This is a genomic window from Methylobacterium gregans, from assembly GCF_022179245.1.
GTDB lineage: Bacteria > Pseudomonadota > Alphaproteobacteria > Rhizobiales > Beijerinckiaceae > Methylobacterium > Methylobacterium gregans.
In genome coordinates, this window is sequence record NZ_BPQM01000092.1 from 27,492 (window position 1) to 46,571 (window position 19,080).

Below are 19,080 nucleotides of genomic sequence, written 5' to 3' on the forward strand. Positions count from 1 at the left end.
GCGCGGCTGATCCCGACCAGATCGGCTGTCGAACCCGCTGTTTCGGGGTCGTTCCCAGGCACACCATCAATCGGCCGAAAGGAAGGCACGATGTCCCTCACCGTCGGAGATCCGGCACCGGATTTCACCCTGCCGGGCTCGTCCGGGCAGAGCATCGCGCTCTCCGCGATGCGTGGTCACAAGATCGTGCTCTACTTCTACCCGAAGGACGACACGAGCGGCTGCACCCTCGAGGCGCAGGGCTTCAACGCGCTGCTCGCCGAGTTCGAGGCCGCGGACGCGCGGGTGATCGGCCTCTCGCCGGACCCGGTGAAGAGCCACGACAAGTTCTGCGGCAAGTACGGCCTCCAGTTCCCGCTCGCCTCCGACGAGACCAAGGAGACCCTCCAGGCCTACGGGGTCTGGGTCGAGAAGAGCATGTACGGGCGCAAGTACATGGGCGTGGAGCGCACGACCCTGCTCGTCGACCGGGAGGGGCGGATCGCTCGGATCTGGCCGAAGGTGAAGGTGCCGGGCCATGCCGAGGAAGTGCTGGGCGCGGCCCGCGATCTCGCCTGAGCGCGTGCCGTCCGGGATCGCCTCCGGACGGCAAGCCTTCGGGGTAGCTCCTTCGGGCTTCCTTAACCCTAACCGGGCCTGATGGGCGTCGCGATCCGCGAAGCCCCGCTGCCCATGCGCCACACCGAGACATCGCCGCGACGCCCCCGGCCGGCACGCCCCGGCGGCCGCGCCCTGCTCGCCGGCGGTCTCGGGCTCGCGACCCTGTGGGCGGGCGCTGCGACCTACGGCCTCGTCTTCCGCGACGACGCGCTCGCACGCCTCCTGAGCCGCCAGAGCGGGATGCAGGCGGCCTACGAGGCGCGCATCGCCGACCTCGATGCCGAGATCCGGCGGGGCCGACGGATGCTGGACGAGCGCTCCGACCTGGAGCGCCGCCTGTCGGCGGCCCTGGAGCGTCAGGCCGAGTTGGAGCGGCGCCAATCGGTGCTCGGACGCCTGCCCGGCCTCGTGCCCGCCGAGGCGGCCCGGCCCGCACCCGACGCGTTCGAGCTGCGCGGCGAGGACGGCTCCCGGTCGGGACGGCGGGCCGAGCAGGCGACCGTCCGGCTCGCCGGACTCGAGAGCGGGCTCGATGCCGTGCAGGCGGCCCAGGCCCGTGCGCTCGCCCGGGTGGTGGACGGGGCGTCCCGGACGGTGCGGCAGCTGCGCGGGGTGATCCGTGGCGCCGGCCTCGATCCCGCCCGCTTCACGGGAGCGGCCTCCGCGGTCGGCGGCCCGCTTGTGCCGCTGCCCGCCGGCGACTTCCCCGGGATGCTGGAGGCGGCGCAAGCCGCGGTCGGCGAGGCCGAGCGCCTGCGCCGTCACACGGAGGCGCTGCCCCTCCGGCCGCCGGTGCAGGGCGCGCACGGCGTGTCGAGCGGCTTCGGCGCCCGGCTCGATCCCTTCACCCGCGGCCTCGCCCTCCACACTGGCCTCGACCTGAAGGCGGAGACCGGCGAGCCGGCCCGCGCCACGGCGCCCGGCCGGGTGACGGCGGCGGAGTTCGCGGGCGGCTACGGCAACATGGTCGAGATCGACCACGGGCACGGCCTCACCACGCGCTACGCGCATCTGGCGCGCATCGCGGTGGTGCCTGGCCAGTGGATGACGGCGGGGGCCGTCGTCGGCCGGATCGGCTCCACCGGACGCTCCACGGGCGCGCACCTGCACTACGAGACCCGGATCGACGGCGAGCCGGTCGATCCGGAGCGCTTCCTCGAAGCCGGGCGGCGGCTCGAGACGGCGACGCCGTAGACTGCCTCTACCGCAGGGCCCGAAAGGCCTTGGCGGCCGCGTCGTCCGTGTCGTCGATGTCAGGCGCGTCGATGCGCCGGTAGCGGGCCTGGATCAGACCGAAGGCTCCGAAGGCGACGTGGCCTGCCGCCACCACGGCAAGCAGGATCCAGCCGTATTGCTGCTGTCGCAGCAGCCGGAACGCCTCGCCGAGGCCCTTTACCTCGGAGGAGCGCTGGTACCACGCCGCCACGACGAGGAAGCCGCCGATGATCAGGAAGGCGATCCCGCGCGCCGCGTAGCCGAACCGCCCGACCGGCCGTGCCCAGCGGCACTGGCCCTGGCTCAGCGCCAGACGCTCGGTCACATCGCCGCCGACCGCCTTGCCCAGGAAGCCGAAGCCCCCCGCCACGATCCCGAGACCGATCAGCGCCAGCAGCCAGCGGCCGAGCGGTTTGGCCATGAGCCACGCGCTCCAGTCCTGCATCCCGTCGCCGCCCTTCAGGCCGAGTCCCAGGCTGAGGCTCGCCGCGGTCAGCGCGAGGCCGCCGTAGATCCCGGCGCTGATCAGATGCGCGCCCCGCACCGCGAGTCCCTTCGGACCTGTGCCGCGCCGATCCGCGTCGGTGATCCCCTCCACGAGGCGCCAGATCGCGAAGGCGAGGAGCCCCACCGCGATCGCGCCGACGACGACGGGACCGAACGGGCCGCCGAGCACCGCCCGCAGGGCGCCCTTGCTGTCGCCGGTCTGCCCGCCCGCGCCGAGCGCCGCCAGCACGGCCAGCGCGCCGACCACGCAGTAGACGAGGCCGCGCGCGCCGTAGCCGTAGCGGGCGAGGCGTTCCAGGGTGTTGCGTCCTCCGAAGCTTTTCACGCGGGCGAACGCTGCGGCTTGCCGGAGAGCGAGACGTAGAAGCCCAGCCCGTCCTGGGCCGGCAGGGTCTGCAGCCGCTCGATCAGGCCGCGGCGCTTGGCGTCGAGCAGGAGCCGGCCGATCGGCTGGAACAGGGTCTCGCCGCCGCCTTCCGGGGGCGGATCGAGGCGGATCGCCACCACCTTGCTCTTCCCGAAGCGGGAGCGCTCCAGCATGTCCTTCAGCGAGGCCTCCGCCGTGGCGCGGTTGGCGCCGCGCAGGTCCAGCACCGCCTCCGCGTCGGTGACGCCCAGCGAGCCGCGCAGCTTGTCGGCGTAGAACTCTTCGAAGTGAGGCAAGAGCAGGGGACCTTGGGCGGGAGACCTGATGGGGGTCTAGAAGACGACGCGGGCGTAGATATCCGAAACGGCCAAGTCGCCGCCGAGTTCAGGCAGCGCGATCCGGTCGGCGGGACCGAAGACCTGCATCTCCCAGTCGCGGTCGCGCTGCCAGACCTCGATCCGCGTCTCGTTCTGGTCGACGATCAGGAAGGTTCGCAGGCTCGGCACCGTGAGGTAGAAATCCACCTTGCGGCCGCGGTCGTTCGCCATGGTGGAGGGCGAGAGGACTTCGGCGATCAGCACGGGGTCGCGGGCGTAACCGCTCGGGAGCGGAGGCCCGCAGCGCACGACGATGGCCGGGATCGGCGCGAAATCGTCCATGGCCTCGCTCAGGATGGCCAGGCCCGGTAACGCCTCGCACCCGCGCGCGTCGGCGAGGTCGCCGACGCGGCGCAGCAGGTTGTAGACGAGCCGCGGGTGCCGGTGCTGCGGCAGCGACATCAGCACCGGCTCGCCGTCGAGGAGTTCCCAGCGCTCCTCGTCGGGGCGGCTCTCCACCCAGACCTGATACTCGGCGACGCTCATGCGGGCGTCGCGTCTCGCGGCCAAAGCCATCGGGGCCCCATCCTGCCTGCACCCGGATGGTAGCATCGCGGCGGCCGCCCGCAACAGCGCCCGCCGGGGCCGAGGCCCCGGCGGACGGATCAAGACAGGCTCAGCCGTGCACCAGCACGTTGCGGAACTGCCAGGGATCCTTTGTGTCGATGTCCTCCGGGAACAGGCCGGGGCGGTCGGTGAGCGGGGTCCAGTCGGTGTAGACGCCGACCACGGGGCCGAGATACGGCGTCTGGACCTCCAGGCAGCGGCGGAAGTCCATCTCGTCGGCCTCGACGATGCCGGCGTTCGGGTTCTCCAGCGCCCAGACCATGCCGGCCAGCACCGCGCTCGTCACCTGAAGGCCGGTGGCGTTCTGGTAGGGAGCGATGCGGCGCGTCTCCTCGATGGAGAGCTGCGAGCCGTACCAGTAGGCGTTCTTCTTGTGGCCGTAGACGAGCACGCCGAGCTCGTCGATGCCGTCCACGATCTCGTTCTCGTCGAGGATGTGGTGGCGCTCCTGCACCTTGCCGGCGTTGCCGAACATCTCGTGCAGCGAGAGCACGGCGTCGTCGGCCGGGTGGTAGGCGTAGTGGCAGGTCGGACGGAAGACCGGCTTATCGCCATCGCGCACCGTGTAGTAGTCGGCGATCGAGATCGCCTCGTTGTGGGTGACGAGGAAGCCGAACTGCGCGCCGACCGTCGGCACCCAGGTGCGCACGCGGGTGTCGGCGCCGGGCTGGAGCAGGTAGATCGCGCAGCGCGAGCCCTTCTCCTGCTCGCGGGCGTTCGCGGGCTTCCAGGTCTCGTTGGTGCCCCAGCCGAGCTCGGCCGGCTGGTTGCCCTCCGAGACGAAGCCCTCGACCGACCAGGTGTTGACGAAGACGCCGCGCGGCTTCGGGTTCTTCGCGCGCTGGGTGTCGCGCTCGGCGATGTGCACGCCCTTGACGCCCAGATCCTTCATCAGAGCGGCCCACTCGGCCTTCGAGGTCGGCTCCGCCCGCTCCAGGCCCGTGTCCTTCGCGATGTTGAGGAGCGCCTGCTTGACGAACCACGAGACCATGCCCGGGTTGGCGCCGCAGCAGGAGACGGCCGTGGTGCCGCCGGGGTTCTGGGCGCGGGCGTCGAGGATGTTCTCGCGCAGCGCGTAGTTGGTGCGGTCGCCCTGGCTCTTCGTCTTGTCGAAGTAGAAGCCCGGCCAGGGCTCGGCCACGGTGTCGATGTAGAGCGCGCCGAGCTCGCGGCAGAGCTCCATGATCGCCCGCGACGAGGTGTCGACCGAGAGGTTGACGCAGAAGCCCTGGCCGCCGCCCTCGGTCAGCAGGGGGGTCAGCACGTCGCGATAGTTCTCAGGGGTCAGCGCCACCGTCTCGAAGCGCAGGCCGTGCTTCTCGGCGAGCGGCTTGTGCGTGTCGACCGGGTCGATCACCGTGAAACGGGCGCGGTCATATTCGAAGTGACGCTCGATGAGCGGCAGGGTGCCCCGGCCGATCGAGCCGAAGCCGATCATCACGATGGGGCCGCTGATGCGGCCGTAGACCGGGTGATGGGTCGGCTGATCGGTCATTCCGGGGGGATCCTCATCATCTCTCGCGCCCCGGCGGGGGCGGTGGTCAAAGGTCGGTGGTTAAGCATCGTCTATGACGAAGCGGCGACAAACGGGGCGCGGACGGCCCGGCATATTCCGGGTGGGCACCGGGGGCGGGCAGCGGGACCCCGCGCTGGGGCTTCTGACCGCGCGCGCCCGCGTGGTCAACCATTCGCAGCCGGGCGGGTTTGGGCTGCATCAAGTTTTCATCCGATCCGTGGGTGTGGAGAAAGACAGATCTTTCCCACGGCGAGTGGGCGCGATCGCGCCTGTTCGAGCGACCATGCAGAAGAGCGCAAGTGTTCCACGCCGATGGCACTTTGCTACATATGACATTCCCGCATGCGCCCTCTGCGGCGCGGCGCGTTGCGCCGATCGGGTACCCCGCGCACATTGCAGTGCGACAGGAGGCCGAACGGTCCGTGGAAGCGCCCTTCGACGCCCATGGAGTGAGCCATGCTCTCGGTTCTCGTCTCCCAGTGCCCCGCCCCCGAGCAGGAGGCGGTCGACCGGGATCCCGGCCTGCTGACCCTCGCCTTCGCGCTGGCCCGAAGCCTGCGCCGCCGCTGGGCCTGAGACCATTCCACCACGCGTTTGCTGGCACATCTTGGGAGATCGCCCGCTCGCGATTGCCTCGCCCCCGCACCGGCGCTAGAGCGCTCCGGGCCGTCGAGATCCGATCTGGAACGGCTCTAAAGCTCTGGCCGCGCATCGACTTCCGCTGCCGTCCGGTGCGTCGCCGAGGGGACGAGATCGATGCCGACACGCGCGCTTGCCGCTTCCGCGGACCGGACGACCCGGCGGTGGGTCGGCCCGGGGATCGCGCTGCTCGCCGCCTTGCTGCTGTCGGGATCCGCCGCGGCCCAGGAGGCGGCGCCCGAGGCGGCCGAGGCTCCCACGGCGGCCCAGAAGCCGAAGCCCAAGCCCGTCGCCAAGCCGAAGCCCAAAGCTGCCGAGAAGCCGCCGGAGGCAAAGCCCGAGGCCGCCTCCGCGGCCGTCTGGCCGGCTGGCGCCGACTCGGTGAGCGAGACCTACGGCGAGTGGACGACGAACTGCGCCCGCGCCGAGACGCGGACGAGCTGCCTGGTCACCCAGTCCCAGGGCGATCGCCAGAGCGGCCGGCGCCAGTTCGTGTTCGAGCTGCGCACCCCGCAGGAGGGCCGGGCCGAGGGGCTGCTCCTGATGCCGTTCGGGCTCAACATCGAGAGCGGCGTCACCTTCAAGCTCGACGAATCCGTGCTCGGCAAGGGCGCGCCCTACACCACCTGCACGAGCGAGGGCTGCCTCGTGCCGATCAGCTTCCCGACCTTGGCCACCGACGGGATGAAGACCGCCAAGGCCCTCGTGGTGAACGCTCAGAAGGCCAACAGCAGCGAGGCGGTGACCATCACCCTGCCGCTCGGCGGCTTCAACGCCGCCTTCGCCCGCGCCGCCGCGCTCGGGGGCTGAGCCGGCGCTTGGCAGGCGGTTCCGTGACTCCACACGCCCGGCCGGGTTAGGAGAGGGCGCAGGCCGGGCATAACGACCGCGCGGGACCGGACAGGGAGGAACCATGAGACGGATCATGCTGGCGGCGCTGCTCGCCGGGGCGGCGATCCTGCCCGCGCGGGCGCAGGAGCCGGCCGCGCCGACGCCCCCGGCCGCGCCCTCACCCGCCACGGAGGCGAAGCCGCCGGAGCTCTCCAAGAACGAGACCATGGCGGCCCGGCTCGCCGGGCTGGTGGGTTTCGTCAACGTCGCCTGCCCGAACCTGCGCGGCGAGCCGGAACAGCTCCAGGCCGCCGTGCGCCGCCTCGGCATCGAGCCGGGCGCGCTGAATTCCGGGACGCTGCACTTCGCCGCCGCCTCCTACCTGGAGAGCTACCGCAAGGACCCGGACGCCAACTGCCGGCGCGCCTTCGACAGCTTCGGCCCCACGGGCAGCCTGGTGCCGAACCTCGTCGTCCGCCGCTGAGCCGGATCCCGCACGAGCCCCATTAAGCCGCCGTTAGCCCTGCGCCCCGCAGAGTCGCGGGGCGTACGGCGTCGGGGCGTTCCATGGGGGCGGGGCAGGTGAGGGGAGGCCGGGCGGGCGGCCTGAGGGCAGTGCGCGCCGCCCTGCTCCTGGGAGTCCTGGCGGCCCTCCCCGTCGCGACGCCGGTCGCGGCCGCACGGCTCATCGCCCTCAAGGGCAGCGAGGCCCGGGCCGGCGAGGGCGCGGCGCCCGCCGGCTACGGCCGCATCCGCCTCACCTTCGACAAGCCCGTCTCCGTCAAGGCGCGGGCGAGTGCCGGCGTGCTGGTGCTCAGCTTCTCCGAGCGGGCGCCCGGCGGGGCCGAGCGGCTCGCCCAGGAGATGCCCGCCTACATCGCGGTGGCCCGGCGCGATCCGGACGGGACCGGCCTGCGCCTCGCCCTGCAGCGGCCCGTCCGGATCAGCGTGCAGGAGGCGGCCGAACAGGTCTTCGTCGATCTCCTGCCCGAGGGCTGGACCGGCCTCGTGCCGCCGCTGCCCGCGGAGGTGATCGCGGAGCTGGCGCGGCGGGCCGAGGCCGCCGAGGCGGCGCTGCGGCTCCGCAACCCGCCCCCGGCCCGCCGGACGCTCGCCCTCGAGGTTGCCCACCTGCCGACCCTGACGCGCCTCTCCCTGCGCCTGCCGCCCGGCGTGCACAGCGAGAGCCTGCGCGAGGGCGCCGCCACCCGCCTGCGCATCGACGGGGCCTGGACCATCGACACGGGCGAGGCGCGCGGCCGGACGGCCCCCGTCCTCGCTGACCTCGCGGCGGAGACCGGATCGGACTCCGCGAGCCTTCTGCTCACCCCGGCGGACGGCTACACGATGCGCATCGAGCGCGAGGACGACGCGGTCTCGATCGACCTGATGAAGGCCGGCGAGAAGCCGGGCGAGCCGGCCATCGCTCAACCGTCCGGGCCGACCGCGGAGGCACCGCGCCCCGCCCCGGCGCCCCAGCCCGCCCCGACGTCCCGGGATCCAGCCCCCCGCGAGGCGCCCCGCCCCGCCCCGGCGGAAGCCGAGCCCCCGCTGGGCAAGCCCGGCACGGGCCTCGTCTTCGGCTTCCGCACCCTGCCGCCGGTCGCGCTGTTCGAGCGCACCGGCGTGGCGACGCTCGCCTTCGAGACGGACGAGCCGGTGCGCCTGCCCGAGTCCGGGGCCACGACCGGGCTCAGCCCCCTCGGCGAGGCGCGCCGCGTCGGCAATCTCACGGTGCTGCGCTTCGCCGTGCCGCCGGGCCGGCTCGTGGACCTCTTGCCGGTGGCGGTCGGCGAGGGCGCCGGCTGGGAACTCGCCGCGGGCGATGCCCTGACGCCCAGCACAGCGCTCAATCCGAGGCGGCGGCCCGACGCGGCCGGCCGCTTCGGCCTCACGGTGGATCTGCCGAAGCCCGGCGCGGCGACGTGGCTCGATCTCGACGGCGAGCGGATCGCCCTCGTCACGACACGGGGGCGTCGCGCAGCCGGCATGTCGAAGCGCCAGCGCTTCGTCGATTTCGAGCTTCTCCCCAGCCGGTTCGGCCTCGCCGTGCTGGCACTGGCCGACGACCTCGCGGTGCGTCCGGACCTCGACGGGGTGGCGGTCGGGCGCGAGGGCGGGCTCGCGGTTTCGAGCGTGATGCAGCGTGCCGAGACGGCTCTCGCCGAGGCCGGCGCCCCGGCTATCGATCCGGAGGCCTGGGCGCGGGGCAGATCCGGCAATCTGCGGGCGGTTCTGCGGTCGCAGTTCGCCGCCGCCGCCGCCGCGCCCCCGGGCGAGCGCGGCCCCTTGCGCGTCGCACATGCCCGGACGCTCATCGCCGCCGGCCTCGATCTGGAGGGCCTGACCGCGCTGGAGACCGCGGCGGCCGACGACCCGCTGGTGGCGATGCAGCGCGAGACCAGCCTCTGGCGCGGTCTCGCCCTCCTGCGCGCGGGCCGCCTTGCCGAGGCGCGCGCGGCGCTCGGCGGCGACGTGCTGCAGCGCGATTCGGAAGCGGTGCTGTGGCGATCTGTGGCGGAGGCGGGGCTGGGCCTGTGGCGCGAGGCCGAGACCGGGTTCGGCCGCACCCTGAACCTCGCCGGGCGCCTGCCCGAGGATCTGCGCGACTTCGTGCTCGCGGCGGCTGCCGAATCCGCGATCGAGAGCGGCGACATCGACGCCGCGGTGTCCCGGATGGACGCCGCCGCCAAGCGCGACCCGCTGGTGCGCGATCGCCTCGCCCTGGTGAAGGGCCGGGTGGAGGAGTTGACCGGCCAGACGGTGGCCGCCCTCGACCGCTACGAGCGGCTGGAGGTCGCGGCCGCAGCCCCGGTCGCCGCCGCCGCGGGCCTGCGCCGGACCCTGCTGGCGCTCGGCACGGCCAAGATGTCCTCCGGCGAGGCGCTGGCCCGGCTGGAGCGCCTCGCCCTCACCTGGCGCGGAGGCCCGACCGAGGAGGCGATCATCGCCGGGCTCGCCCGGAGCTACGCGACCGCCGGCCGCTTCCGCGAGGCCTTCGCGACGACCCGGCGCGCCGCGATGGCCTTCCCGGCCTCCGAGATGGCGCGGGTGCTGAACGGCGAGGCTCAGAGCCTGTTCGACGCCCTCTATCTCGGCGGGCGCGGCGACGCGTTGCCGGGCGTCGAGGCGGTGGCGCTCTACTTCGATTTCAAGGAGTTCGCTCCGATCGGCCGGCGCGGCGACGAGGTGGTGCGCCGGCTGGCCGACCGGCTGGTCGGGCTCGACCTGCTCGACTCGGCGGCCGACCTGCTCCAGCACCAGATCGACCATCGGCTCACCGGCCAAGCCCGCGCCGCTGTGGCGGCGCGCCTCGCCACGGTGCGGCTGATGGACGGCAAGCCGCTCCAGGCGCTGGAGGCGATCGACGCGACCCACCTACCGGAATTGCCGGCCGACCTGCGCCGCGCCCGCGCGCTGGTGCGGGCGCGCGCGCTCTCGGACCTGAGCCGCACGGACCTCGCCCTGGAGACGATCGAGGACGAGAGCGGTCCGGACGTCGCGCGCCTCAGAGCCGACATCCTCTGGGCGGCCCGCCGCTGGCGGGGGGCCGGCGAGGCGCACGAGGCGCTGTTGGGCGAGGTCTGGCGCGGCACCCAACCCCTCGACGAGGCCGCCCGCGCCGATGTGATCCGCGCGGGCATAGCCTACGATCTGGCGGACGAGCGCCTGGGACTGGAGCGGCTGAAGGCCAAGTTCGCGGGGCTGATGGCCGAGAGCGCGGACGCGCGCAGCTTCGCCTTGATCACCGGCACCGATCCGACACGCCAGCCAGGCTTCCGCGAGATCGCGCAGCGCGCCTCGAAGGCCGAGACGCTGGGGGCGTTCCTCGCCGAGTACCGCAAGCGCTATCCCGACACCGCCGCACCCGAGCGCGGCAAGCCGGAAGGCAGTTCCCCACGCGGATCAGGGGAGGGAGCGCAGAGCCGGGCGGAGACACAGCCTCCGCCACCGCCCGGATAGATTCCTCAAGAGCCGAACTGCGAGCCGAGCTGTTCCAGGTACTCGGCGAGGTCGAGCCCACCGACGCGCTTGCCATAGTCGAAGCGCTGGCCCTCGCGGATGTCGATGCTGGCACTGCGGGTCGTCAGCGTGAACGGACGCACGCAGACCCAGGCGCCGTCGCGGCGATGCTCGAAGTATCCGAGAATGTCATGCTTGGCCATTGCACCCACCGAGAGCGGAAATCGACAGGTTAACGGCTAGCAACGCCCGCGGTTCGACTGCCTATCCGAAATCGTCCGCCACGGCGTTACGGTCAAGCTTGGGGCAGGGCAGGGCCGACGATCCCAGCGACCTCCGCTGATCCTGCCTGCCCCCTCCGGGAAGGGCCCGAAGGAGGCCGCTTCGCCCTCAGGCCGCTGTCCGGCCTGCCGTGAAGGCGGCGTGATCGGCGATCAGGGCACCCGAGAGCGCCGCGGCAATGAGGGCGCGCGTCTCCTCGACGCCGTAGAGGGCGACGAAAGAGCCGAACCGGGGACCACGCGCCTCGCCGAACAGCACATTGTAGATCGTGCCGAACCACGCCTGCGACACGCCGGGTCGGCCGTCCGGGCTCTTGGCCTTGCCGGAGAGATCGGGGAAGTGGCGCCGCCCGACCTCGTAGACCGCGGCCTGCAGGGCCTCCGGATCGGTCGAGCCGGCATGCTCGGCCAGCGCCGCCGCCAGATCCTCCAGCGCCGCCCGCTCTTCCTGGGTCGGCTCGCGGTAGGTCTTCGCGGGGCGCACGAAGTCCCGGAAATAGGCGAGTGCGTGCCCGACCAGCCGGTCGAGATAGGGATGCGTCTGCGGCCCGATCCCGGGGGCGTAGCGCCGGATGAAGCCCCAGAGCACGCCCTTGTCCTCGGTGTTGGCCACCGCCGCGAGGTTCAGCAGCATTGCAAAGTTGACGCCGCCGCCCTCGACCCGCTCCGCCTCGGGCGGCGCGCCCGCGTGCAGGTGCCAGACCGGGTTGCCGAGGCGCAGCTTGGCGTCCTGCTTCGGATAGCGGTCGAGGAAGTTCAGGTACTCGTCGACGTGGCGCGGAATCACATCGAAGAACAGGCGCTTGGCCTCGCGCGGCTTGTTGTACATGAACAGCGCGAGCGAGTCCGGCGTGCCGTAGGCGAGCCATTCGTCGATGGTCAGGCCGTTGCCCTTCGACTTCGAGATCTTCTGGCCCCGCTCGTCGAGGAAGAGCTCGTAGTTGAAGCCCTCCGGTGGCTCGGCGCCGAGCGCGCGGGCGATCTGGCCCGAGAGCTTGACCGAGTCGATCAGATCCTTGCCGGCCATCTCGTAGTCGATGCCGAGCGCCACCCAGCGCATCGCCCAGTCGGGCTTCCACTGCAGCTTGGCGTGGCCGCCGGTGAACGGGGTCTCGTAGGCCTCGCCCGTCGCAGGATCGCGCCAGGCGAGCGTGCCCTTGGCGGCGTCCACACGATCGATCGGCACCTGAAGGACGTGGCCGGTGACCGGGTGGATCGGCAGGAAGGGCGAGTAACTCGCCGAGCGCTCGGCGCGCAGCGAGGGCAGCATGATGTCCATCACCGCCTGGTAGCGCTCGGCCACCAGCATGAGCGTCGCGTCGAAGACGCCCGAGCGGTAGCACTCCGTCGCCGAGCGGAACTCGTAGTCGAAGCCGAACGCGTCGAGGAAGCGGCGCAGCTCCGCGTTGTTGTGCGCGCCGAAGCTGTCGTGCGTCCCGAAGGGATCGGGCACCTTCGTCAGCGGCAGGTTGAGGGCGGCCTGCAGCATCTCGCGGTTCGGCACGTTGTCCGGCACCTTGCGCAGGCCGTCCATATCGTCCGAGAAGGCGATGAGACGCGTCGGCACCGCGTCCTTCGTCAGCACCCGGAAGGCGTGGCGCACCATCGAGGTGCGGGCCACCTCGCCGAAGGTGCCGATATGCGGCAGGCCCGACGGCCCGTAGCCGGTCTCGAACAGAACCTCGGCCTTGGGCTTGCGCTCCAGGCGCGCGACGAGCTTGCGCGCCTCCTCGAAGGGCCAGGCGGCGGCGTGCGCGGCGGCCTCGATCAGGTCGGGGTCGAGGGTGAGCGGGGCGGGCATGAAGCGGTACGTTCCAGCATGTGCCGAGAACCCGCCTCACTACGGTAGGGGCGCCGGACGGGTCAACGCGGGGCACCCATGCCGGCTCGGTCTCAGAACGGGCTCACGGGGAAGAAGCGCAGGTACAGCTCGGCGTACTTGCCGTCGTCCCAGAGCCGCTGGAGCGCGTCGTCGAGCGCGCGGGCGAGGCCTGCGTCCTCCTGGCGGGTCACGAGGCCGATGCCCTCCCCGAAATACCGGTTCTCCAGATAGTCGCCCCCCGTGAAGGCGCAGCACCCGGCCGCCTCCTGGCCGCCGAACCAGAGCGCGAGGTTGACGCCGTCCGCGAACAGGTACTCGGTCTCGCCGCGCTTCAGCGCGCCCTCTGCCGCCGCGAGATCGGTGAACTCCTTCGTCTGTGCCTTCGGGAAGAAGGCCCGGAGATAGGCCGCGTGGGCGCTGCCCGCGATCACCCCGACGCTGCGGCCCGCAAGCCCCTCGGGGGATGGGGGCGGCAGGGGCGGGCTCGTGCGGGCGGCGAAGCGGGCGGGCCAGCGGAAATAGGGCCTCGTCGCCAGGAACTTCTCTCGGAGCGTCGGGGTCAGCGGGATCGCCGCCGCGACCACGTCGCCCTGGCGCTCGTTCAGCGCGTCGAGCAGCGTGTCGAAGCGGCGCGCCTGCACCGTACAGGTGATCGCCAGGCGCTCGCACACGGCGCGGGCTAGCTCCACCGCGAAGCCGGTCGGCGCTCCGTCGGGACCGGCGAAGTGCAGCGGCGGGAACTCGTCGTCGGTGAGAAAGCGGACCGGGCGGCCGGTCTGGGGCGCCTCGATCCGCTCGCCACGCGCACGCGGGTTCCAGAAGTTCGGGATCCTTACGCTCTCGGAGGGAGCAGGATCGGCCCGGACCTGCTGCCCGGCAGGCGACAAGAACAGAACTGCCGCGATGATCACCCGGAATTTTTCAATCATGCCGAACGCGTCTTGACGGTTGAACAGTCCTGGTGTCCGCTGGCCCCGGTCAGGCGGCTCGGCTCGCACGCCTGTCTAGCACGTTCCGCGGGTCGCGGGAGCGGGTGTCCATGTCGTTCCTGCGCCTCCTGCTCAGGCCCACCTCCGACGCGTCGGTCCTGCCGCCCGAGATCGCCTTCCTGCTGTGGGAGGGCGTGGCCGCATCGGATCTGGCCCGCGCCGCCGATCTCGCCCGGGCGAGCGGCACCGATGCGGCGACCGCCATGCTCAACGCCGGCTGGATCCACGAGGACGCCTACTACCGCGCGCTCGCCCGGGCGCTCGGCGCGACCTTCCTCGACGACGAGATCCCGTTCGGTCCGGGCCTGCGCTATCCCGACAGCCTCGTCGCGGGGCTCGCGCCGCTTGCCACGGGCGCGCTCGCGCCCTGCGTTCTGGCGCCCCGCGGGCCGCAGGTGGCCGAACTCCTCGAGACCGGATACCGGCGCGGCATGCCGGCGATCACCACGCCGACGCGGCTGCGCGAGGCGGTGTTCGCGGCGCGGGGTCCCGAGATCGCGGCCTACGCGGCGGACAACCTCCAGCGCCGGGCGCCGCACTGGGCCTTCGGGCGCGAGCCGGCCAACCGCTGGCTGCTGTTCCTCTTCCTGCTCGCCTGCACCGGGTTCTGCCTGTTCGCCGCACTGCCGCCGCCACTCGCGTTGGCGGTCACGGTCGCTGTTCAGCTCGTGTTCCTGGCGATGACGGGCCTGCGGATCGGCGCCGCCTTCCTGGGGGCGGGGGTGATCGCGGCGCGCGCGCGACCGCTCGCGGAGGCGGAGCTGCCCACCTACACGGTGATGGTCGCGATGTATCGCGAGGGAGCCGTGGTCGACCGCCTCGTCCGGGCGATCGCCCGGCTCGACTACCCGCTCTCGAAGCTCGACGTGAAGTTCCTGATCGAGGCCGACGACGCCGAGACAGCGCGGGCGCTTGCCCGCATCCCCTTCCCGGCCCGGTTCGAGACGATCGTGATGCCGCCGGGCCTGCCGCGGACGAAGCCGCGCGCCCTCAACGCCGCCCTGCCCCTCGCGCGCGGCAGCCTGCTCGTCGTCTACGATGCCGAGGACGTGCCCGCGGAGGACCAGCTCCGGCTCGCCGCGTCCCTGTTCGCGCGCGCGCCCGCGACGACCGCCGCGCTGCAGGGCCGGCTGCTCGTCGACAACCCGGGCGATTCCTGGTTCGCCCGTTTCTTCACGCTGGAATATCTCGGGCTGTTCGGGGTGCTGAATCCGGCGCTCGCCCGCTGGCGCCTGCCGATGCCGCTCGGCGGCACCTCGACCCATTTCCGAACCCGCACCCTGCGCGATCTCCACGGCTGGGACGCCTGGAACGTCACCGAGGACGCCGATCTGGGCGTCCGCCTCGCGCTCGCAGGCTACGATGTCGGCGACCTGCCGAGCGGCACGATCGAGGAGGCGCCGATCCGCGGTCAGGCCTGGCTTCACCAGCGGGTGCGCTGGATCAAGGGCTTCCTCCAGACCAGCCTGACGCATGGAAGGGCGCCGCTGGAGACGCTCCGCCGTCTCGGCGCGGTCCGCGGTCTCGCGGCGCTGGCGCTCGTGCCCGGCGCGGTGCTCTCCGCCCTGGTCTATCCGCTCTACCTCGTGCTCTCGGTCTACGACCTGTTCCTGCGCGCGCAGCCGGAGACGACGACCCTGCTGTCCCGCATGCCGCAGGGCCTGTCCATGCTGCTCTTCTGGGCCGGGTTCTTCGCCCTGATGCTGCCGGCGGCGCTCGGCTGCGTCCGGCGGGGCTGGCTCGACCTCATCGTCTGGGTGCCCCTGATGCCGTTCTACTTCTGCTGCGTCAGCCTCGCGGCTTGGCTCGCCGTGTTCGAGCTGGTGCGGGCGCCGAACCGCTGGAACAAGACCGAGCACGGCCTTGCCCGGAGCTCGCGCAGCGGGCTGCTGCGACTGGGACGGCGCGCCCCGGGTGAGGGCGCCTACCCGGCATCTTTCAGGGCGGTGAGGCCTTCGCGGTAGGTCGGGAAAGCGAGATCCACGCCGAGTTCCTCCCGGATCAGCCGGTTCCGCACGCGCTTGTTCTCTCCGTAGAAGCTGCGCGCCATCGGGCTGAGATCGGCGGTCTCGAAATCGACCTCGGGCGGCAGCGGCAGACCGGCGATCCCAGCCGCGTACTCCGTCACCACCTGCGGGGGCGCCGGCTCGTCGTCGGTGACGTTGTAGACGGCACCCGCTCGGGGACGATCGATCGAGGCCGCGAGCGTTGCCGCGATGTCGTCGATGTGGATCCGGTTGAAGACTTGGCCGCGCTTGACGATGCGCTGCGAGCGGCCCTCCCGCAGCTTCACGATCGGATTGCGGCCGGGCCCATAGATGCCCGACAGCCGGAAGACCTGCACGGTCTTGCCCGTGTCGCGGCCGAGGTCGAGCCAGGCGTTCTCCACCGCGAGCCGCATCTTCGAGCGGGCGCTGAGGGGCGAGGGCTCGGTCGTCTCGTCGATCCAGGCACCGCCGTGATCGCCGTAGACCCCGATCGTCGAGAGATAGCCGATCCAGCGGATGCGGCTGCCCACGATGGCGTCCTGGTAGGCGCGCAGCGTCGGATCGCCCTCCGCGTCCGGCGGCACGGAGACGAGGAGCACGTCGGTGTCGGCAAGATCCTCGGCGATGCAGGAATCCGCCCCCTCCGGCCCGAAGGCGCGCACCGCGAATCCGGTCTCGTCCGAGAGCGCGCGGGCCTTCTCCGGGTCGGTCACGCTCGCCCGGATCCGGCCGAAGCGCCCGCGCTGGCTCTCGGCGAAGCGTCGGGCCGAGAAACCGAGGCCGAAGACGAACAGGTTCATGGATCTCTAGGTCTCCGGATCGTGCGCCAGCGCCGCCCGCCACTCCGCCCGCACATGCGGGTCGGCCTCGGCCGCGCCGTGCCGGGCGTGCAACTCACTGAGCGCCGCGCTGTCGAGGTAGCGCGCCGCGGCCCAGACGGCCATGCCCCGCACGAGTGGCGAGGCGTCGGCGAGATGGTCGAGTGCCGCCGCGCCGAGGGCAGGGTCGCCCGCGTTGCCGATCGCGATCAGCACGTTGCGCAGGAAGCGGTCGCGGCCCGTGCGCTTGACGGGCGTGCCGGCGAACCGCGCCCGGAAGGCGGCGTCGTCGAGGGTCGCGAGTTCCGCCAGCGGCGGCGCGGCGAGGTCGTCGCGGGCGCTCATCCGGGCCTCGGCGGCCGCGTGCGCGAACTTGTTCCAGGGGCAGATTGCGAGGCAATCGTCGCAGCCGAAGACGCGGTTGCCCATCGGGCGCCGGAATTCCTCGGGGATCGGCCCAGCGTGCTCGATGGTCAGGTAGGAGAGGCAGCGCCGCGCGTCGAGCCGGTAGGGCTCGGGGAAGGCCCCCGTCGGGCAGACGTCGAGGCAGGCCCGGCAGGAACCGCAGCGGCTCACGCCGGCCGCGTCCGGCTCCATCGCGGCGGCGCTGTAGATCGCGCCGAGCAGGAGCCAGTTGCCATGCTCGCGCGAGAGCAGCACCGTGTGCTTGCCCTGCCAGCCGAGGCCCGCGGCCTCGGCAAGCGGCTTCTCCATCACCGGGGCCGTGTCGACGAAGACCTTCACGGGCCGGCCGGACTTCGCCGAGAGATAACCGCCGAGTTCCTTCAGCTTGCCTTTGAGCACCTCGTGATAATCGCGCCGCTGCGCATAGGCGGCGATCGCGCCGCGATCTCGGCGCGCGAGGAGGTCGAGCGGGTCCGTCTCGGGCTTGTAGCTCATGGCGAGCACCCAGATGCTGCGCACCTCGGGCCAGAGCGTCGCCGGATCCGCGCGCTGGTCGGCGCGCTCTTCCATCCAGCTCATCTCGCCCTGCGCGCCCTCCGCGAGCCACGCGCCCAGGCGTTCGGGCAGCAGCGGCACCGCGTCGGGCCCGGCCAGGCCGAGCGCACAGAAGCCAAGCGCCCGGGCCCGCGCCTCGACCAAGCGGCGCAGGTCGGCGCCCGCATAGGTACGCTTGGTGTTGAAGGCCTGCACGCTCATCCGGGGTCGCCGCACGCGCCGGGGCAACCCGGCGACGGCGTCCGTCTATCCCATCGGGGGCTGCATCACACGCCGGTCAGCATGTCGACCAGAAGCTTCAGGTTCAGCACCACGATGATCCCCGCGATCGCCCAGGCCAGCCATTTGAGCCAGCCCGGCACCACCAGCGCGCCCATCTTGGCCCGGTCCGAGACGAAGCTGACGAGCGGGATCACCGCGAAGGGCAATTGCATCGAGAGCACCACCTGGCTCAGCACGAGGAGCTTGGCCGTGCCCGCATCGCCGTAGAGGACCGCCACCACGACGACCGGCACGATGGCGATGCCGCGGGTGATCAGGCGCCGAGCCCAGTTCGGCAGGCGCAGGCGCAGGAAACCCTCCATCACGATCTGGCCGGCGAGCGTGGCGGTCACCGTCGAGTTGAGGCCCGATGCCAGGAGCGCCACGGCGAACAGCGTCGAGGCGAGGCCGACGCCGAGCAGCGGCGAGAGCAGCTCGTAGGCCTGCTCGATCTCCTCCACGTCGGTGCGCCCGCTCGCGTGGAACACGGAAGCCGCCAGGATCAGGATCGCGGCGTTGACGAAGAGCGCGAGCGTCAGGGCGATGGTGGAATCCGCCACCGCGAAGCGCAGGGCCTCGCGCTTGCCCGCGAGGTCGCGGGGGTAGGCCCGGGTCTGCACGATCGAGGAATGCAGGTAGAGGTTGTGGGGCATTACCGTGGCGCCGATGATGCCGATGGCGATGTAGAGGGCGGCCGGGTTCGTGACGATCTCGCGCGACGGCATGAAGCCGCCGAGCACCGCCGCGACCGGGGGAGCGGCCAGCGCGATCTGCACCGCGAAGCAGACGAAGATGACGGTGAGCAGCCCGATCACGAAGGCTTCGAGCGCCCGGAAGCCCCGGCGGAGCAGCAGCAGCACCACCAGCACGTCGAGGGCGGTGATCACGGCGCCGAGCCAGAGCGGCAGGCCGAAGAGCAGCTTCAGGGCGATCGCCGTGCCGATCACCTCGGCGAGGTCGCAGGCGATGATCGCCGCCTCGCAGGCGAGCCAGAGCGCGAAGCCCACGGGCCGCGGATAGGCGTCGCGGCAGGCCTGGGCGAGGTCGCGCCCCGTGGCGATGCCGAGCCGGGCACTGAGCGCCTGCAGCACGACCGCCATCAGGTTCGAGATCAGGATGACGGCGAGAAGCGTGTAACCGAACTGGGCGCCGCCCGCGATGTCGGTCGCCCAGTTGCCCGGGTCCATGTAGCCGACCGCCACCATGTAACCCGGCCCCAGGAAGCCGAGGAGCCGCCGCGGCCAGGATCCGCCCGCGCGCACCGCCACGCTGGCATTCAGGGCGCCGAGGCTCGGCTCATCCGCGGGACGCGCGGAACGCCAGCTCGGGTCCGGGGCGACGGGGTGCGGGCTGACGTTCACGAAGATCCTCGTACCGAG

At 72.2% G+C, this 19,080-nt stretch carries 16 protein-coding genes; 6 read left to right on the plus strand and 10 right to left on the minus strand.

Annotated elements, in window-relative coordinates:
• The first annotated feature begins 90 nt into the window (after positions 1-90).
• Entirely contained in the window at positions 91-558 is a 468-nt protein-coding gene (locus MFF54_RS17975) for a peroxiredoxin (protein ID WP_238304183.1), read from the plus strand.
• An 81-nt stretch (positions 559-639) separates the two neighbouring features.
• Positions 640-1,794 (plus strand): M23 family metallopeptidase, encoded by a 1,155-nt coding sequence (locus MFF54_RS17980; RefSeq protein WP_238304184.1) that lies wholly within the window; start codon positions 640-642, stop codon positions 1,792-1,794.
• A 7-nt stretch (positions 1,795-1,801) separates the two neighbouring features.
• On the opposite strand, the gene MFF54_RS17985 is transcribed toward MFF54_RS17980, so the two are convergent.
• The 4 genes from MFF54_RS17985 to MFF54_RS18000 form a co-directional block, all read right to left on the minus strand.
• Complete coding sequence (locus tag MFF54_RS17985; RefSeq protein ID WP_238304185.1) at positions 1,802-2,647, minus strand: DUF1206 domain-containing protein; 846 nt, start codon at positions 2,645-2,647, stop codon at positions 1,802-1,804.
• Positions 2,644-2,985 carry a hypothetical protein gene (locus MFF54_RS17990; RefSeq protein ID WP_238304186.1) on the minus strand — a complete coding sequence of 114 codons (342 nt, stop codon included), beginning with the start codon at positions 2,983-2,985 and terminating at the stop codon, positions 2,644-2,646. Before MFF54_RS17990 ends, MFF54_RS17985 begins: the two co-directional genes overlap by 4 nt.
• 36 nt (positions 2,986-3,021) lie before the next feature.
• Positions 3,022-3,582 carry a Uma2 family endonuclease gene (locus MFF54_RS17995; protein ID WP_238304187.1) on the minus strand — a complete coding sequence of 187 codons (561 nt, stop codon included), beginning with the start codon at positions 3,580-3,582 and terminating at the stop codon, positions 3,022-3,024.
• Between the two features lie 100 nt (positions 3,583-3,682).
• Positions 3,683-5,128, minus strand: coding sequence for a homospermidine synthase (locus MFF54_RS18000; RefSeq protein WP_238304188.1), 1,446 nt, complete (start codon positions 5,126-5,128; stop codon positions 3,683-3,685).
• Positions 5,129-5,905: 777 nt separating this feature from the next.
• Between MFF54_RS18000 and MFF54_RS18005 the strand changes: the two genes are divergently transcribed.
• From MFF54_RS18005 to MFF54_RS18015, 3 genes are all read left to right on the plus strand, one after another.
• Positions 5,906-6,598, plus strand: coding sequence for an invasion associated locus B family protein (locus tag MFF54_RS18005; RefSeq protein WP_238304189.1), 693 nt, complete (start codon positions 5,906-5,908; stop codon positions 6,596-6,598).
• 103 nt (positions 6,599-6,701) lie between these two features.
• A complete protein-coding gene (locus MFF54_RS18010) occupies positions 6,702-7,103 on the plus strand; it encodes a hypothetical protein (RefSeq protein WP_238304190.1) in 402 nt (133 codons plus the stop codon).
• A 98-nt stretch (positions 7,104-7,201) separates the two neighbouring features.
• Positions 7,202-10,582 carry a hypothetical protein gene (locus tag MFF54_RS18015; protein ID WP_306423971.1) on the plus strand — a complete coding sequence of 1,127 codons (3,381 nt, stop codon included), beginning with the start codon at positions 7,202-7,204 and terminating at the stop codon, positions 10,580-10,582.
• 5 nt (positions 10,583-10,587) lie between these two features.
• On the opposite strand, the gene MFF54_RS18020 is transcribed toward MFF54_RS18015, so the two are convergent.
• From MFF54_RS18020 to MFF54_RS18030, 3 genes are all read right to left on the minus strand, one after another.
• Positions 10,588-10,785 (minus strand): hypothetical protein, encoded by a 198-nt coding sequence (locus MFF54_RS18020; RefSeq protein ID WP_238304192.1) that lies wholly within the window; start codon positions 10,783-10,785, stop codon positions 10,588-10,590.
• A gap of 187 nt (positions 10,786-10,972) precedes the next feature.
• Positions 10,973-12,664, minus strand: coding sequence for a lysine--tRNA ligase (locus MFF54_RS18025; RefSeq protein ID WP_238304193.1), 1,692 nt, complete (start codon positions 12,662-12,664; stop codon positions 10,973-10,975).
• Positions 12,665-12,756: 92 nt separating this feature from the next.
• A complete protein-coding gene (locus tag MFF54_RS18030; protein WP_238304194.1) occupies positions 12,757-13,614 on the minus strand; it encodes a transporter substrate-binding domain-containing protein in 858 nt (285 codons plus the stop codon).
• 110 nt (positions 13,615-13,724) lie between these two features.
• Between MFF54_RS18030 and MFF54_RS18035 the strand changes: the two genes are divergently transcribed.
• Positions 13,725-15,638: a glycosyltransferase family 2 protein gene (locus MFF54_RS18035; protein ID WP_238304195.1), complete on the plus strand. Its 1,914-nt coding sequence runs from the start codon at positions 13,725-13,727 to the stop codon at positions 15,636-15,638.
• Here MFF54_RS18035 and MFF54_RS18040 read toward each other — a convergent pair.
• From MFF54_RS18040 to MFF54_RS18050, 3 genes are all read right to left on the minus strand, one after another.
• On the minus strand, positions 15,599-16,462 hold the full coding sequence (locus tag MFF54_RS18040; protein ID WP_238304196.1) for an SDR family oxidoreductase: 864 nt from the start codon (positions 16,460-16,462) through the stop codon (positions 15,599-15,601). The genes MFF54_RS18035 and MFF54_RS18040 overlap by 40 nt on opposite strands.
• A gap of 6 nt (positions 16,463-16,468) precedes the next feature.
• On the minus strand, positions 16,469-17,641 hold the full coding sequence (queG, locus tag MFF54_RS18045) for a tRNA epoxyqueuosine(34) reductase QueG (protein WP_238304197.1): 1,173 nt from the start codon (positions 17,639-17,641) through the stop codon (positions 16,469-16,471).
• A gap of 65 nt (positions 17,642-17,706) precedes the next feature.
• The gene (locus MFF54_RS18050; protein ID WP_283206293.1) at positions 17,707-19,062 is read right to left on the minus strand and encodes an Nramp family divalent metal transporter; all 1,356 of its coding nucleotides are present in this window, start codon (positions 19,060-19,062) and stop codon (positions 17,707-17,709) included.
• Between the last annotated feature and the right edge of the window lie 18 nt (positions 19,063-19,080).